The 16,885-nt window shown below is 38.2% G+C and carries 19 protein-coding genes; all 19 read right to left on the bottom strand.

Going from position 1 to position 16,885, the window contains the following annotated elements:
- Positions 1-1,875: NADH-quinone oxidoreductase subunit L (gene nuoL / locus AC1DPQ_RS02550; RefSeq protein WP_477607791.1), on the bottom strand; the 1,875-nt coding region annotated here is incomplete at its 3' end.
- A 19-nt stretch (positions 1,876-1,894) separates the two neighbouring features.
- The gene (gene nuoK, locus AC1DPQ_RS02545) at positions 1,895-2,224 is read right to left on the bottom strand and encodes an NADH-quinone oxidoreductase subunit NuoK (protein WP_029274746.1); all 330 of its coding nucleotides are present in this window, start codon (positions 2,222-2,224) and stop codon (positions 1,895-1,897) included.
- Positions 2,224-2,727: an NADH-quinone oxidoreductase subunit J family protein gene (locus AC1DPQ_RS02540; protein WP_029274747.1), complete on the bottom strand. Its 504-nt coding sequence runs from the start codon at positions 2,725-2,727 to the stop codon at positions 2,224-2,226. The genes nuoK and AC1DPQ_RS02540 overlap by 1 nt, the downstream gene beginning before the upstream one ends.
- A gap of 128 nt (positions 2,728-2,855) precedes the next feature.
- Positions 2,856-3,359, bottom strand: coding sequence for a NuoI/complex I 23 kDa subunit family protein (locus AC1DPQ_RS02535; protein WP_025146332.1), 504 nt, complete (start codon positions 3,357-3,359; stop codon positions 2,856-2,858).
- 2 nt (positions 3,360-3,361) lie between these two features.
- The gene (gene nuoH, locus AC1DPQ_RS02530; protein ID WP_029274749.1) at positions 3,362-4,399 is read right to left on the bottom strand and encodes an NADH-quinone oxidoreductase subunit NuoH; all 1,038 of its coding nucleotides are present in this window, start codon (positions 4,397-4,399) and stop codon (positions 3,362-3,364) included.
- The gene (locus AC1DPQ_RS02525) at positions 4,399-5,409 is read right to left on the bottom strand and encodes an NADH-quinone oxidoreductase subunit G (protein WP_477581935.1); all 1,011 of its coding nucleotides are present in this window, start codon (positions 5,407-5,409) and stop codon (positions 4,399-4,401) included. The genes nuoH and AC1DPQ_RS02525 overlap by 1 nt, the downstream gene beginning before the upstream one ends.
- Positions 5,410-5,481: 72 nt before the next feature.
- Positions 5,482-6,018, bottom strand: coding sequence for an ORF6N domain-containing protein (locus tag AC1DPQ_RS02520; RefSeq protein WP_477581933.1), 537 nt, complete (start codon positions 6,016-6,018; stop codon positions 5,482-5,484).
- An 87-nt stretch (positions 6,019-6,105) separates the two neighbouring features.
- On the bottom strand, positions 6,106-7,473 hold the full coding sequence (nuoF, locus tag AC1DPQ_RS02515; RefSeq protein ID WP_477607789.1) for an NADH-quinone oxidoreductase subunit NuoF: 1,368 nt from the start codon (positions 7,471-7,473) through the stop codon (positions 6,106-6,108).
- Positions 7,474-7,548: 75 nt separating this feature from the next.
- Positions 7,549-8,064: an NADH-quinone oxidoreductase subunit NuoE family protein gene (locus AC1DPQ_RS02510; protein WP_477581929.1), complete on the bottom strand. Its 516-nt coding sequence runs from the start codon at positions 8,062-8,064 to the stop codon at positions 7,549-7,551.
- Positions 8,057-9,271, bottom strand: coding sequence for an NADH-quinone oxidoreductase subunit D (locus tag AC1DPQ_RS02505; RefSeq protein WP_477581928.1), 1,215 nt, complete (start codon positions 9,269-9,271; stop codon positions 8,057-8,059). Before AC1DPQ_RS02505 ends, AC1DPQ_RS02510 begins: the two co-directional genes overlap by 8 nt.
- A gap of 3 nt (positions 9,272-9,274) precedes the next feature.
- Positions 9,275-9,775, bottom strand: coding sequence for an NADH-quinone oxidoreductase subunit C (locus tag AC1DPQ_RS02500; protein WP_215129975.1), 501 nt, complete (start codon positions 9,773-9,775; stop codon positions 9,275-9,277).
- Entirely contained in the window at positions 9,775-10,317 is a 543-nt protein-coding gene (locus tag AC1DPQ_RS02495; RefSeq protein ID WP_477607787.1) for an NADH-quinone oxidoreductase subunit B, read from the bottom strand. Before AC1DPQ_RS02495 ends, AC1DPQ_RS02500 begins: the two co-directional genes overlap by 1 nt.
- A 228-nt stretch (positions 10,318-10,545) precedes the next feature.
- Entirely contained in the window at positions 10,546-10,917 is a 372-nt protein-coding gene (locus tag AC1DPQ_RS02490; protein WP_057931428.1) for an NADH-quinone oxidoreductase subunit A, read from the bottom strand.
- A gap of 81 nt (positions 10,918-10,998) precedes the next feature.
- Positions 10,999-12,720 carry a tetratricopeptide repeat protein gene (locus AC1DPQ_RS02485; RefSeq protein ID WP_477607785.1) on the bottom strand — a complete coding sequence of 574 codons (1,722 nt, stop codon included), beginning with the start codon at positions 12,718-12,720 and terminating at the stop codon, positions 10,999-11,001.
- 79 nt (positions 12,721-12,799) lie between these two features.
- Positions 12,800-13,705: a PstS family phosphate ABC transporter substrate-binding protein gene (locus AC1DPQ_RS02480; RefSeq protein WP_477607783.1), complete on the bottom strand. Its 906-nt coding sequence runs from the start codon at positions 13,703-13,705 to the stop codon at positions 12,800-12,802.
- A 242-nt stretch (positions 13,706-13,947) separates the two neighbouring features.
- Positions 13,948-14,766, bottom strand: coding sequence for an energy transducer TonB (locus tag AC1DPQ_RS02475; RefSeq protein WP_215129967.1), 819 nt, complete (start codon positions 14,764-14,766; stop codon positions 13,948-13,950).
- Positions 14,767-14,784: 18 nt separating this feature from the next.
- Entirely contained in the window at positions 14,785-15,291 is a 507-nt protein-coding gene (locus tag AC1DPQ_RS02470) for an ExbD/TolR family protein (RefSeq protein WP_138819651.1), read from the bottom strand.
- Between the two features lie 3 nt (positions 15,292-15,294).
- Positions 15,295-15,909: a biopolymer transporter ExbD gene (locus AC1DPQ_RS02465; protein WP_477578702.1), complete on the bottom strand. Its 615-nt coding sequence runs from the start codon at positions 15,907-15,909 to the stop codon at positions 15,295-15,297.
- Positions 15,910-15,987: 78 nt separating this feature from the next.
- On the bottom strand, positions 15,988-16,818 hold the full coding sequence (locus AC1DPQ_RS02460; RefSeq protein WP_057931433.1) for a MotA/TolQ/ExbB proton channel family protein: 831 nt from the start codon (positions 16,816-16,818) through the stop codon (positions 15,988-15,990).
- Between the last annotated feature and the right edge of the window lie 67 nt (positions 16,819-16,885).

Genomic DNA, 16,885 nt, shown 5'->3' with positions numbered 1-16,885 from the left:
TGCAAGTAATGCGATGATACCAAATACCATCATAAAAATATAGAAACCTACGTTTCCACTTTGTAGCAAACGAATACCTTTACTGGCTTCGTTTGTACTCCACCCCAGTCCGTTCACAATTCCATCGATAAATTTGTTATCGATAATCCTATAAAAGAATTTCGAAAGTGCATCTAATGGTTTAGTGATCAGGAAATCATAAATYTCATCGAGGTAGAATTTATTATAGGATAACTTTGCCAGAGCAGAACGCGGTGCTTCATCAGCAACAGGAACGCGTGCTCCCCTTACATACCTGCTATGAGCATAAAATAAAGCTGCTATAGCGGCGGTTACCGATATCGCCATTAAACCTATTTCAGTTGAATGACTTAAATCCAATTCGTGCTGTGCTACACCTGCACCAGTTAACCAATGTGCCAACCATTCGTTTCCACCAAAAATATGCGGAAAGTTGATTGCTCCACCAATTGCAGCAAGAATAGCTAAAATGATTAAAGGTAAAGTCATCGCTTTTGGCGATTCGTGCACATGGCTTTCTTCGTGATGTGTTCCACGGTATTTGCCAAAGAAAGTCAAGAACATCATTCTAAACATATAGAATGCCGTTAAGAATGCGGTTAAAACCCCAATTCCCCAAAGTATCGGACTAGCCTGGAAAGCATGTGCTAAAATTTCATCCTTTGAGAAGAAACCAGAGAACGGTGGTAAACCTGCAATGGCAATGGTACCGATCAACATCGTTAAGAAAGTAACCGGAAGTTTCTTTCTCAATCCGCCCATATGGCGCATATCTTGTTCATGGTGCATGGCATGGATAACCGAACCTGCGCCCAAGAATAATAGTGCTTTAAAGAATGCGTGGGTTAAAACATGGAAGAATGAACCTGTATAAGCGCCGACACCCAGGCCTAAAAACATATATCCCAATTGCGATACGGTTGAATAAGCCAACACTTTTTTAATATCAGTCTGTGTTAAAGCAATAATTGCTGCAACTAAAGCCGTAGCCGCTCCAACAATGGCAATGATGTGCTGTGTAAGCGGAGCAAGATCGAATAATACGCTCGAACGTGCAATCATATAAATACCAGCTGTAACCATTGTAGCTGCGTGGATCAAAGCTGARACTGGCGTTGGTCCGGCCATTGCATCAGGTAACCAGGTAAACAAAGGCAACTGAGCCGATTTACCGCAGGCACCAATAAATAACAAGATGGTAATTAAAACCAAAGTATCTTTGCCTGGCAACATATTAGCTGCTTGCGGGAAAACTTTAGCAAATTCTACACTACCAAAAGTGGTAAAGATTAAGAATACACCTAACAAAAAGCCTAAATCACCAATTCGGTTCATTACGAAAGCTTTTTTAGCTGCTGAGGCATAAGTACTGTTTGTATACCAGAAACCGATTAACAGGTAAGAGCATAAACCTACACCTTCCCAACCGATAAACATAACGATGTAGTTTGATCCCAATACCAATAAAAGCATGAAGAATACAAACAGGTTCAGATAAGCGAAAAACTTACCGAATCCTGCATCGCTGTGCATATAGCTGGTAGAATATAAATGGATCAGGAAACCGATTCCAGTGATGATCAAAAGCATGATCGAGCTTAAAGGATCAACCAGAAAAGATAATGGAATGTGTAGTGCACCCGCGCTGATCCAATCGAATAAAAATACTTCGTGAGATTTTTGTGTGTCGCCTTGTAAACTAAAGAAAATAACTATGCTGATAATAAAGGAGGCTAAGATTACCCCGCTTCCGATGATACCAACAAGTCCTTTAGATAAAGAGTTTCTGCCTAGTCCATTAATTACAAACCCTAAAAAAGGAAGTAACGGAACCAACCAAATCAATTGTTCTATTGTCATTCTTATTATATATTTACCACTTAAGGCGATTTAAAACATTAATATCTACTGATTTCGTATTTCTGTAAACCATTACGATAATTGCCAGGCCTACTGCAACCTCTGCAGCTGCCAAAGCCATAATGAAGAATACGAAAACCTGCCCTGATGGGTCATTGTTATGAACCGAAAATGCTGTTAAAAGTAAATTAACCGCATTTAGCATCAGCTCAACCGACATAAAAATTACAATGGCATTTCTGCGGGTAAGTACGCCTATTACACCAATAGAAAAAATAATGGCACTTAAATAGATGTAGTGGTTTAGCGGAACGCCTGCTGCTTGTGTGAATAAATTTTCCATTATGCTTCTACCTCATCTCTTTTAGATAATAAAACGGCTCCAACCATTGCTGCCAATAATAACAGAGATGACAATTCGAAAGGCAATAAGAATGGGCCAAAAAGCTCCTTACCTAGATTTTCTACCAACCCTAATCCTGGATTTTTCAAAATCAATGGACTGGTAATACTTGCTGATTTTAAAGAACCAATTAAGGTTACAACCAAACAACCGCCAGCAATTACACCTACGATTTTGATCAGTGGCGATTTACTCGGTTCAGTTTCTTTGTTCAGGTTAAGTAGCATCAGTACAAAAAGAAACAATACCATTATGGCCCCCATGTAAACGATAAAGTTTACCACCGCTAAAAACTGTGCGTTTAATAGCACATAGTGTACAGTGAAGGTAAAAAAGGTAAGGATTAAGTACAATACACTGTGGATCGGATTTTTTGCAAAAATCACCATCAGCGAAAAGATGATACTTAATGTGGCTACGAAATAGAATACTTGTGTACTCATTAATTAATTGTTTATTTATGTTCCATGGTTTGTGTCTCCACAAACCATTATTTATATTTCGTTTCGTGAAGACACGAACCGAGGCTTAAGATTATTTACCATGGTTCGTGTCTTCACGAACCATCATTTTATTTTTTCATTTCCAATGGAGCCTCTACCAACTTATCTTTTCCGTAAATGAAATCCTTACGTAAATAATCAGCTGGTACAATCGGCCCATCTAAGTAAATTGCCTCTTTTGGACAAGCTTCTTCACATAATCCACAAAAAATGCAGCGCAACATATTGATTTCGTAAGTTGCTGCATATTTTTCTTCGCGGTATAAATCTTTCTCCTCAGGTTTGCGTTCAGCGGCAATCATGGTAATGGCTTCAGCTGGACAAGATAAAGCGCATAAACCACAAGCAGTACAACGTTCTTTACCATTCTCATCGCGTTTTAGCGAGTGCATCCCTCTAAAGTTGGTGGAGAATTCGCGCTCTACTTCAGGATATCTTATAGTAGCCTCTTTTTTAAATAAGTGACTGATGGTAATGCCCATACCCTTAGCAATTGCCGGCAGGTACATCCGCTCCATAAAGCTCAATGGCTTTTGTTCCAGTACTTTTTTCTTATTACTTAATGATTCCATAATTAAAACTTCTCAATAATCGCAATCACAACACCTGTTATTATAATATTGGCAATAGCCAAAGGTATTAAACCTTTCCAACCTAAATTCATCAATTGATCGTAACGGAAACGAGGGATTGTCCAACGTACCCACATGAAGAAAAAGATGAAAGCACATATTTTACCGAAGAAAACTGCTGTACCAAAAAGTGGTGCCCAGGTTGGGCCTAACCACACCGCCATCGAATCCATGCCAGGGTAATTATAACCGCCCCAATATAATGCCGCCATCACTGCTGATGATACGAACATATTGATATATTCAGCAAATAGGTAAAAWCCTAATTTCATTGAAGAATATTCGGTATGGTAACCACCGATTAATTCCGTTTCGCATTCAGGCAAATCGAATGGCGCACGGTTGGTTTCTGCAAATGAACAAACCATAAAGATTAGGAATCCAAGTGGCTGATATAAAACGTTCCATCTCCAACCATGTTGCTGATCAACGATTTCTTTTAAGCTTAAGGTATTCGTCATTAAAAGCAAAGCGATGATCGATAATCCCATTGCAATTTCATAACTGATGTTCTGCGAAGCTGCACGGATAGCACTTAACAAAGAGTATTTGTTGTTTGAAGCCCATCCCCCAATCATTACACCATAAACACCTAAAGAAACGACTCCAAAAATGTATAAAACTCCAACATTGATATCTGAAACCTGTAAAGGAATAGTTTTGCCTGCAATTAAAACAGGGCTGCCCCACGGGATAACCGCCGTACCTATACAGGCACAAAGCAATGCCAAACCCGGGCCCGCTATAAATAAAAATCTGTTTGATGAGGTAGGAATAATTTCCTCTTTCATAAACATTTTTAATCCATCGGCCAACGGTTGTAAAATACCAAAGGGGCCAGCTCTATCAGGGCCTAAACGATCTTGTAAATATGCAGCAACTTTACGTTCTGCATAAGTAGAATACATGGCAATAACTAAACTGATGCCGAAAATTACAGCTACCAGGATAAATTTTTCTATAACAAAAGCGCTATCCATTAGTATTTAACTGTTTTATGTAATTCAATTTCATTTGCAGCTTGTAATGCCTCATTTGGCTGAATTACATGCAAAGGTTTTAATGTTTCGTAGTGGTTAGATGCAATTACCGAAGTATCATCAATGTGTGTTGGATGTTCAATTACCCAATCAGCAGTTGCTTTTTTATCGAAGCGGCAAGTATTGCAAATAAATTCTTCTACTTCTCCAAACTGATCTTTACGTGCGGTAACACGTAAAACATCTGCTCCTTTATACCAAAGTGTTACTTTACCGTTGCATTTTTCGTGAGCGCAATCACGGTGTGCATCAACTGGTTTGGTAAACCAAACACGGTTTTTAAAACGGAAAGTTTTATCGGTTAAAGCACCTACCGGGCAAACATCGATTACGTTTCCTGAGAAATCGTTATCAACAGCCTGGGTGATGTAAGTAGAAATTTCGGAATGGTCGCCACGGTTTAAAATACCATGAACACGTTTGTTTGTAATCTGATCAGCCGTGAAAACACAACGGTAGCACAAAATACAACGATTCATGTGCAACTGGATTTTATCACCTATATCGATACGCTCGAAAGTACGGCGTTCAAACTCATAACGTGTTTTTTGCAAACCATGCTCGTAGCCCAAATTTTGCAAATCACACTCTCCTGCCTGATCGCAAACAGGGCAATCTAAAGGGTGATTAATCAATAAGATCTCTACAACACCTGCACGTGCTTCCAAAACTTCTGGTGAAGTAATGTTAAGCACTTCCATCCCATCCATTACGGTTGTGCGGCAAGAAGCCACCAACTTAGGCATTGGGCGAGGATCTTTCTCCGAACCTTTAGTCACTTTTACAATACAGGTACGRCATTTACCGCCACTGCCTTGTAATTTAGAATAATAGCACATTGCTGGCGGAACAATATCCCCTCCGATTTGCCTTGCAGCATTCAGAATGGTTGTGCCGTTATCAACCTCTACTGTTATCCCATCTATCGTAACCTTAACTTTTTCACTCATGGTTAATGATATTCTTTATTTTTTATACTTCTACCGTCATTGCGAGGTACGAAGCAATCTTTTTACAATTTATTATTTCTCTTTCGAGATTTTATAGCCAATTTCTTTTCTTGGCTTTTCTTTCTGTTCTAGTAGTTCATCAAAATACCTGAAGATGACTTCAATATTTTTATCCTGATTATCTACTTTCTTTTTAATTTTTTCAACTTCTAATCTTATTTCTGTATTGCTTAAAACCATCGTTCTAAGCTGTACAAACACATCAATAATTTTAATACTTACTTCTACCGCCTGTTTACTTTTCAAAACATTTGATAGTTGCAAAATACCATGCTCACTAAATGCAAACGGAAGATACTTTGAGTATTTTCCTTGTTCTAAGGTCGCAAATTGCGACCTTAAGACCTCATTTTCTTCTTTTGTTAATTCGAACATAAAGTGCTCTGGAAAACGCTCTATATTTCTTCTAACTTGTTCTTTTAATCTTTTAGTCTCAACGCCAAAGAGTTCTGCTAAATCAGAATCTAACATCACCTTAACTCCTCTAAAAAGATAAATTTTGTTTACAATTACCTCATTAGGAATTATTGATGTCTCTTGTTTCGGCATTTACAAGTTCATTTTCTAAGATCACAAATTGTGATCTTAGGTTTTAAATTAAATATTCAACTGGTCGCAAATTGCGACCTTAAGATTTTATTTCTCTTCCGTTACCGGAGCTTTCTCAATCGGGATAGCATAAWTTGCAATACCATAATTTTGGCTCTGACTCTTAACAGGTTCTTTAATATGCCATTCAAATTCATCTCTGAAGTGACGGATTGCGCTGGCTACCGGCCAGGCTGCTGCATCACCCAACGGGCAGATTGTATTCCCTTCAATTTTGCGTTGAATATCCCACAATAAATCAACATCTTCCATTTTACCGTGCCCGTGTTCGATTTTGTGTAACACTTTTTCCATCCATCCGGTACCTTCGCGGCAAGGTGAACACTGTCCACAGCTTTCGTGGTGATAAAAACGGGCAAAATTCCAGGTATTACGAACAATACACTGATCTTCATCAAAAGCAATAAAACCACCTGAACCCATCATGGTTCCTGTAGCAAACCCACCTTCTGATAACGATTCGTAACTCATTAAACGAGGTTCGCCGTTAGCGTATTTCAGGGTTAAATTAGCAGGTAAAATAGGCACCGATGATCCGCCTGCAACCGTTGCCTTTAAACGTTTACCATTGGCAATACCGCCACAATACTCGTCTGAATAAATAAATTCTTCTACCGGTAAGCCCAATTCGATTTCGTAAACACCTGGTTTAACTAAATTACCCGACGCTGATATTAATTTTGTACCTGTACTTCTACCAATACCAATTTTTGCATATTCATCGCCACCATCGTTGATAATCGGTACCACTGCAGCAATCGATTCAACATTGTTAACCACTGTAGGACAACCATATAACCCTGCAATTGCCGGAAATGGTGGTTTAATCCGTGGATTACCTCTTTTACCTTCAAGCGATTCTAGCAAAGCAGTTTCTTCACCACAAATGTAAGCGCCGCCGCCTGGCTGAACATATAATTCTAAATCGTAACCTGTTCCTAAAATGTTTTTACCCAACCATCCTGCAGCTTTAGCCTCAGCAATTGCTTTTTCTAAAATGCGGATCTGAGGCATCATTTCGCCACGTACATAGATATAAGAGACCTTGGCACCCAATGCGAAACTCGATACAATCATTCCCTCAATTAATGCATGGGGAATATAAGTCATCAAATAACGGTCTTTAAAAGTTCCTGGCTCTGATTCATCAGCATTACACACCAAATAACGCGCAACACCTTCTGGTTTAGCCAAAAAGCTCCATTTCATCCCGGTTGGGAAACCCGCACCTCCGCGACCGCGTAAGCCCGATTTCTTAACTTCTTCAACAATCTCTTCAGGTGTTAAAGTTTTAAGGGCTTTTTCCACAGCACGGTACCCGCCTTTTTGGCGATAGACTTCAAGTGTATTGATGCCTGGTACGTTTATATGCTCAAGTAACAGTTTTCGAGACATTTTAATTAGTCTATAGTCTGTAGTCCATAATCCATAGTCTTAAGTCAAAACGACTCTCGACTTAAGACTTTCGACTTAGGACTTATTTTTCAAATCTTCAATCAATTTATCTACACTTGCTTCGGTAAGGTTTTCGTAGAAAGTATATTCCGGGCTAATTTGCAACACCGGGCCGAAACCACAGGCGGCTAAACATTCAACTCCTCTAAAGCTGAATAAACCATCGGCAGTAACTTCACCTTCTTTAACACCTAACTTGTTTTCCAAGTGGCTTATTATTTTTTCGGCACCAACCAGGCAACAAGGGCCGGTACGACAAACCTCCAAAGCATACTTACCTTGTGGTTTTAAAAAGTACATGGTATAAAATGTTGCCACCTCATACACTTCAATTGGCTGAATATTTAAATATTCAGCTACTTTATCCATCGCTGGTGTACTCACCCAAAGGTATTCGGCCTGTACCAAGTGCAATAATGGCAACAAAGCTGATTTGTGCTTACCTTCAGGGTAACGGCTTTTTACATCATCAAATTTGGCCAGCAATTCTGATGAAAACACTACAGGTGTTTGTTCTTCTACTTTAAGCATCTAATTCTCCTGCAATAATATTCATACTACTCATGTTGATAATGGCATCAGACAATAACATGCCCTCGCTCATTGGTGCAAACATCTGGTAGTTTACAAAACTTGGTCTGCGGAAGTGTAAACGGTACGGTGTACGGCCTCCATCATTAATCAGATAGAATCCTAACTCGCCATTTCCGCCTTCTACGGCATGATAAACTTCTGCTTTGGGCGCATCAATTTCACCCATCACAATTTTGAAGTGATAGATTAATGCTTCCATATTATTGTAAACTTCTTGTTTTGGAGGGAGGTAAAATTCAGGAACATCGGCATGAAAAATACCCTTTGGCTCTGTTTTTAATTTCACAAGCGCCTGTTCGATAATGCGGACACTTTGCCACATCTCTTCATTACGCACTAAATACCTGTCGTAAATATCGCCGCTTGTACCTACCGGAACTTCAAAGTCGAAATCCTGATATGAAGAATATGGATCGCTTACACGCACATCGTAATCTACACCGGTAGCACGCAAAAGCGGCCCAGTCCAGCTATATTCTAAAGCAGCTTCTTTAGTTACTTCTGCAACACCAGCCGTTCTATCAATAAAAATACGGTTACGTGTTAATAGATTTTCGAACTCTTTTAACGCTTTAGGGAATTCTTTTAAAAACTTATCAATTTTAGCAAAGGCGATATCATTGAAATCTCTTTCAAACCCACCAATACGGCCAATATTTGTGGTTAAACGTGCACCACAAACTTCTTCGAAGATTTCGTAAATATGCTCACGGAACTGGAAAAGGTATAAGAAAGTGGTTGTTGCCCCGGTATCCTGACCAATAATCGTGTTACAGATAATGTGATCGGCAATACGCGAAAGCTCCATAATAATTACCCGAAGGTAATCTACGCGTTTCGGCATCTGAATATTTAACAACTTCTCAACCGTCATGTGCCATCCCATATTATTAATAGGCGACGAGCAATAGTTTAAACGGTCGGTAAGTGGTGTAATTTGATAAAATGGGCGATGCTCGGCAATCTTTTCGAAAGCACGGTGGATATACCCAATGGTAGAAACGCCGCTTACAATACGTTCGCCATCTAATTGCAAAACGTTTTGAAAAACGCCGTGTGTTGCAGGGTGCGTTGGGCCTAAGTTTAAGGTTACCAGCTCACTTTGCGGGTCGTTATCTGTAAATACCGGATGGTTATGATTCATAGTTTACCTTCCAAAAAATTCGTCTTTTTTATCTACTCTGTTCGGATCTTCCAATGGATATTGTTTCAACATCGGATGAACACCTAAGTCGTCCATATTTAAAATACGTCGTAAATCAGGGTGACCTTCAAATTTAACCCCGAACAAATCGTAAGTTTCGCGTTCCATCCAGTTGGCACCTTTCCARACAGTTGTTGCTGTAGGGATAGTTGGATTTTGTTCTGAAATGAAAACCTTAATCCTGATTCTAACTTTCTCGACCATGTTGTGCAAATGGTAAACCACTGCAATACCATGATCTTTACCAGGATAATGGACTGCCGTAATATCGGTCAAGAAATTAAAACTCAAATCGTTTTTAAGGAACGATAATACATTGATGATAACATCTTTGGTGGTTGCAAAAGTTAATAAGCCATATGGTTCAGAAACTCCGGTTACCTTTTCGCCAAACTTATCGCTAAGTTTTGCCAGAATATTATTATTTAGTGTCGTTTCTTCCATTATTTAATGCCGTATTGACCTAAAAGTTCTTTGTAATAATCAGAATTTCTTCTTCTGCCCGACTCGTTTTTCACTAAATCCTGAATACGCTGAAAACCATCTAAAATGGCTTCAGGTCTTGGCGGACAACCCGGAACGTAAACATCCACCGGAATAACCTCATCAATACCCTGCAATACGGAATAAGTATCAAAAATACCACCACTACTTGCACAGGCACCAACAGCCATTACMCAACGCGGCTCTGCCATTTGGATATAAACCTGCTTTAATAYCGGGGCCATCTTTTTAGCGATAGTTCCCATAACCATTAAAACATCTGCCTGACGGGGAGAAAAACTTAAGCGTTCGGCACCGAAACGACCAAGATCGTAGTGAGAACCCATGGTTGCCATAAACTCGATTCCACAACAAGAAGTTGCGAAAGGTAAAGGCCATAATGAATTTGAGCGGGCCAAACCAATCACTTTATCAAGAGAAGTGGCGAAAAAGCCAGATCCTTCTATTCCTGGAGGCGCATCAACTATATTAATTTCACTCATGTTTATAAACAAAAAATGCTCATCCCTTTGCAGAATGAGCAACAAATTTACAATATTTTAAAGGCAAACAAACTAGCTTTACTCGATTTAGAACCTTTCTAAATAACCAAAACAGCTATAAGTTAGTGTAAGTGATACACATTCGGTTTGCAGTTGGCAATTTTCAGTTTACAGTTTTTAAACCGAGAACTATTAACTGCCAATTGTGAACTGAGAACTGCCAACTGACTAGTTCCAGTCTAAAACTTTTTTCTTGATGACGTAGATAAAACCTAGCAACAAAGTACCCATGAAAATGAACATTTCGATCATTCCATCCATCCGCAATGTACGGAAATTAACTGCCCAAGGATACATAAAGATAACCTCTACATCGAACAGTACAAATAAGATGGCTACTACGAAATATTTGATAGAGAAAGGCTGACGTGCATTACCTACTGATTTAATACCGGCCTCAAAAGTTTCTAACTTATCGCTTGTTTTACGTTTTGGACCTAAAAAATGGGTAGCAACCAATGTGGTTACCACAAAACCTAAAGCAACAATTACTTGAAATATAATTGGTAAAAAATCTATAGAGGAACTCTGCGCTTGCATAATTTTTATTTTGTGATGCAAAAGTAAAAGAAAAAGGCAGAGTAACCAAACTCTGCCTTTTCTAAATTATTTAACTTTTAATTATTTGCCTTTAGCTTTTGGTTTTGCAGCAGGTGCAGGTGATTGTAACTCTTTTAATCTAGCCGCAGCGTAAGTGTCTGCAGGATCTAATGCCAGACTTTTAGTGAAAGYATCAATAGCCTTAGCTTTATCTTTATCTGAATACCAAGCGCCAATATTATTATAAGATTCTGATAAGTTAGTCTTATTTGCAGCTACTTCTTCAGGTTTTACCAAGCTAACATATTTTTCAAAGTATGGTATTCCGGTTCCTTTTGGATTAGCTTTGTCATCTACCAAATTTGCAATTCTTCCTCTTACAAAGTATCCTAAAGCAAATTCTGGAGAAACTTTAGCTAAATGGCTTAAAGCAGAGTCTGCCTCAACTAATGCAGCAGTATTAAATGGTTTTTTCTCTTTCTGAGCAATGTAAGCTTCGTAGAATCTAGTTTGACCTAAATAGTAGTAATTAGTAAGCGATCCTTTTCCGTTAGGATTATATTTAATAGCCATTTGGAAAAGTTCAGCAGATTTAGCATATTTCTTTGCTTTCATTAAAGCTAAACCAGCTTCCGCTAAAGCGTCGGCATTGTTTGAATCAATTTTAGCAGCCTCAATAATATTCTTTACCGCTAAACTATCTTGACCAGCTTGCAATTGTGACTTTCCTAAATAAAGATAATCGTTTCCTAAGATTCTAGTTTTATCCTTTTCCTTGGCAAAAAACTCAGTCATGCTGGTTAAAGCTGCTGGATAATTTTTATTCTCATAAGCAGCCCACCCTTTAAGTCTAGCTACTGTATTTGCCTTTGGATTATTTGCTGGAACTTGCAAAGAAGTGGCTACCTGCTCTAAGGTTTTGAAATCTTTTGCGTAGAATAAAAATTGAGCATAACGCAATTGAGATTCCAAAGATTTATCCGTTAAATCCATGTATTTTTTATAGTTCTCAATCCCTTTAGCTGCTTTTTCTTTATCAACACCAAAGCTACTCCACTGTAAATATAACTCACCTAACTCGCGGTAAGCAGGGCCATAGTTTGCATCAGCAGCAATTACATCTTGTAACTCTTTTTCACCTTCAGGAAAAGCCCTAGATTCTTTGTACATTTTACCAATCTGCGTTTTAGCTCTTCTATTGTTTGGATCAACATCACCAACACGCATGTATGGACCTAATGCCTCTGAATTTTTTTTCTGTAACGCATAGGCATCACCTTGTGCTAAGAAAACTTCAGCATCTTTATCTTTAGAATCTAACTCATCTGCTTTGGTAATGTTTGCTAAAGCGTTGGTAAAATCAGGTTTTGATACATCATCACTTGGTTTATCCTGTGCTAAATAGGCTTTACCGATATACAAATAAGTTTTGTAATCTTTCGGCGCCAAAGCTACTGCCTTGTCGAAATTAGTTTTAGCAGAACTTGGGTTATTAGATAACATATCTGCCTCACCTAAACCGATTAAGTTTAAGTTGTTTTTTGGATCAGCGGTAACACCTTTCGTAAATACGGCTCTAGCGGAGTCGATGTAACCGGTTTTTAAGTAAACCAAACCAAGATTGTAATAGTTATTACCATCTGATGCTTTTGAGCTCACCAATGACTTAAGCATTGATGATGCTTTCTGATACTGCTCCGCGTCGATGGCTTTTTTCGCGTCATTTAAATCTTGAGCAAAAACTGCAGAACCCATCAACACCAAACCTACATTTAAGGTTATTGCTTTCTTTAAAATTTTCATCGGATATTCTGTTTTTTTATTTAATAAAAATGAAGTGTCTCTTTAGATTTACTTCGTGGTTCAATTTATAATTTTTAATTTAATTTCCTTTTGTCAGGTTAATTTGTCTTGGCATTAATTTATGCGGGCCAAGTCCAGATTTAAGTACAATCAATTGTCCCCTCTGACTTCTTAACCATGTTGCAAATCCTGTGCCTAAACCATCTCTTCCCTCGCAATCTATAATATTTATATTTCTTAAGAAAGGATAAACACCGTTGATCAAGTTATCTTGAGTTGGTTTATAGAACTGATCGTCTCCTATCTTGCCTTTTACATTCTTTACGCCCAGCACCTTTATCTGAGAAAGGTATTCGCTCATCTCTGTATCCTTGTCCGTGATCCAATTCACGCCCAAAATACCAATAAAATCTTTATCTTCTGCAATAAGTTTAATTACTTCTTTGCTAGAATTTTTAGAGTAAACACCTGTAGCTGGAAATTGGCTGATATGGGCCAACTCTTTAAAATATTGAAAGGTACTTGAATAAGCGTTATCAAAGACCAATTTTTTATCTGACTTCTTCCCCTGTAATATATCAATCACCTCTTTAACGTTAATTGTACTATCGATATTGCCCTGATTGGTAATTAAAGCAATACCATCAATGGCAAAACGCGAAGAGTTGATTTTAATATTACGCTGGTTATAATACTTTTCTTCTGCTTTGGTTAATAACCTTGGCAAAACAATTACCCTTACACTATCATTAAGAAAGGCAGGCAATAATTTTTCTTCAGGTTTTACCGTTGTCTGAAATTTTGCATCCGGATAATCCAAACTAAAAATATCGATCTGATCCTGAACAATCGGTCCAACACTTTCATCAACCAATATTTTTAAGGTACCGCTTGTTCTGGTTTCTTTAACTGCATTGGCTTTATTTTTGCGTTTGCAGGATACAAGTAAAGCTAGTACACAAAATATTAAAAGGAAATTTTTCATTGAGCTGATTAGTCGCGCCTTCCAAGGCTTAAAAGTCTTACAAATGCATAAATAATTAAGAAGATACCGATTGCGATGCGCCCCCATTGCGGAATAGTGCTTAATCGCAGGGCAATTGGTTCGTAAAATATAAATGCAAAGCCCAATACCACATAGAAAACGAACATGACAAGGCCTAAAATGAGCAAAAACCGCTGTTTAGGCGATTTTTGCTTAAAAATATCAAAATTTAACATCTACTATTAGTTCAATGTAAAGTTAACGTTGATGTTGTATTTTACCCTTACCGGCTTACCATTCTGGATACCTGGGTTCCAACGTGGACTAGCTTTCAATACACGGATGGCTTCTTCATCAGTTCCGCTACCCAAACCACGGGTAACTGTGATATCAGTTAATTTACCATCTTTTTCAACAACGAAAGATAAAAATACTTTACCTTGAACGTTATTTTCTTGTGCCATTGGAGGGTACTTTATTGCTTTACTTAAGTATCCATAAAACTTAGAGATACCTCCTGGGAATTCTGGTTGTTTCTCGATACTAACAAAGTCGTAAACTTTATTATCATCAACCGCAACAGCAGCTTCTCTTTTTGGTCCTTCACCTACTGGTTCAGCGATAACAATATCAGCTGTTGGATCACCTTTGATATCTCTCTGCCCTGGATCTGCTTCCTTCAATTTTTCAACCGTAGGTGGTTCATCACGAACCTCGATATCTGGTTTTACAATTGGAGGTGGCATTTTCACCTGGTCAACTTTTGGTGGAGGTGGCTCTACCGGTGGTGGTGGCGGTGTTTTAGGATCTACTGGTGGTGGTGGCGCTAAAATTACTTCTTGTGCTTTTAATTGCTCATCTTCATGATCCATTGAGCCTTTAATCAGGCTATAGATTTTAGGAGAGAAAAATAACACAATAAATATAATAGAGCCGATAATTAATGCTTTTGAGGTGTTGGCACCATTGCTTTTACGCAACTGATACGCACCGTAGGTTTTGTTTTTATCCGCAAAAACCACTTCAAGCCATTCTTTTCTGAATATATCTAACTTCGACATAACTATTGGTTTTACTGATTATAAAATTCCTTTTTCTTTCATGAACTGCTTCTCATTATCAAGGATGTTATCATCGTCGATCTGACGAACCTTAACTTTAAGAATTTCCAACTCATCCATGATGTCTACAAAGTTTTGGAATGTAGAACCTGATGTTGGTTTTACCAGTACAACAAAGTCTCCAGCAACGCCTGAGGCATCAGCTGCTTTTCTATTTTTAACAATAGCATCTTCGATTTGTGAACCAGATTCTATAGTTGGTGCGCTTTCGCCAGCTACTCCCATATACCATGCTACCTTATTGCTTTTACCCAACAAAATAGTCATTGTTTTACTTGCTTTCAGCTCCAATCTGTTCTCAGGTAACTTTTCGTTTTTATCTGGCTTTGCAATATCCATCGCTTGCGGCGTAGAGATTACTGTTGTTAAGATAAAGAATGTTACCAAAAGAAACATTAGATCCACCATCGGAGTCATATCAACCCTTGGGGTGGCTTTCTTCCCGCCTGTGTTTAATTCTGCCATTTCTTATTTCTTTTTAGCTTCAGAGTTGGTAACCAATAAAAACTTGTTTACACTTTGTTTCTGAAGTACATCAATAATCTTTTTAACTACCGGATATTCTTCTTTAGCATCACCTTTAATACTGATGCGCATATCCTGATTATTAAGCTCCTTAGTTGCTCGACGGGCATTTAACACCCAATCATTTAACTGATTGTCAGTCGAATCTGAAGGTATGCCAGGTTGTACCCCTGGTTTCATACGGTCAGCACCGTTCAAGGCAATAAGAGATTTTAAACTCTGGATCGGTACACCGAAACTCCCGATATTGGAGAAACGTTGTATTTCTAACGGAGTGAACGATATTTTATACTGTTCGCCCATTAGTTCTAATGTTTTCGCTCTCACTTTTGTACCTGCTACTTCGAAGAAAACTTTACCCTGCCCGATGGTTAATATCGCATTGTTTTCTACCGGCACCTTAAACTCATATGTAGATGAAGGTGTAGAAACGGCTAGTGGTTCTGGTTGCCTCGCTGTAGCAGTTAAGATGAAGAAAGTAAGTAACAATGACGCCACATCACACATGGCGGTCATATCTGTTACTGTACTTGTTCTTTTAACTTTAATTCTAGGCATAATATTTTTTACTAGTTTTAATAATGATGATCTTTTTTCCGGTTTTCCATAAAGCCGGTAAAAATTTTTTCAAAATTCTTATTTATGCGAACTAGCGTATGTTTGAACGATGCTGAAACCAGCTTCATCGATAGCGTAAGTTAACTTGTCAATTTTAGAAGTTAATACGTTATACATGATAATTGCCACAGTAGAAACCAAGATACCTGTTGCAGTATTGATCAACGCCTCAGAGATACCTACCGCTAATGCTGACTGATCTGGTGCACCAGAGTTTGCTAAACCGGCGAATGCACGGATCATACCTGTTACTGTACCCAATAAACCTACTAATGTACCAATTGATACCAAAGTTGCAATTACAGTTAAGTTTTGCTCTAACATTGGCATTTCTAAAGCTGTAGCTTCTTCAACCTCTTTTTGGATTGCAACGATTGATTGCTCAACATCCATATTGGTATCTGCTTCAACTTCACTGTATTTTTTCAAGCCAGATTTAATTACGTTAGCAACTGAACCTTCTTGTTTATCACACTCAGCTTTTGCTGCTTCGATGTTACCTGCGCTTAATAAACCTTGTACTTTGCGAATGAAAGTATCTAAGCTAGATTTTCCACTTGCTTTACCAATAACGATGAAACGTTCGATAGAGAATACAATTACTACTAATAGTAATCCAACTAAGATCGCTACGATAGGACCTCCTTTGTAAGCTGTTCCAAGATAGTTACCAGGTAATGGTAATTTTTCTCTGTCACCATCGATAAAGTTACTTCCTTCTCCGAATACGAATCTCCAAACACAGAATCCAATGATAATACAAATTGGAATAACGAATGTTGCAAATACATTTGAAGCACTAGAAGAGCTCTCTTTTTTAACAGTTGTTGGTTTTGGTGCGTTTGCCATTTTTTTTGAAATTTTAGTTTTAGTTCTTGTTTTTAATTTTTAGCTGTTTTTTTCTTTTGTACTACAC

Source organism: Pedobacter sp. 01T416_2 (assembly GCF_056398925.1).
This window is presented reverse-complemented; position numbering and strand designations above follow the sequence as displayed.